Here is a 202-nt window from a genome sequence, read left to right on the forward strand (position 1 = left end):
GGCGGGCATGTCGAGCCGAATACGACCCCGACCTATCGTCATCAGGTGTTCGAACTGCCCAAAATCGCCCTGGATATCACCGAATATCAATTGTTTCATGGCCGCTGTCAGTGTTGTCATCACACCGTCCGGGCTACGTTACCCGACGATGCGCCTTCCGGACAACTGGGGCCCCGTTTGATGAGCCAGATGGCGGTTCTGT

At 56.9% G+C, this 202-nt stretch carries 1 pseudogene; it reads left to right on the plus strand.

The window, feature by feature from the left end:
• Positions 1–202, plus strand: a pseudogene (locus tag AAC854_RS24155) (IS66 family transposase); the annotation flags it as partial.

The sequence above is a fragment of the Xenorhabdus entomophaga genome, assembly GCF_037996725.1.
GTDB lineage: Bacteria > Pseudomonadota > Gammaproteobacteria > Enterobacterales > Enterobacteriaceae > Xenorhabdus > Xenorhabdus khoisanae.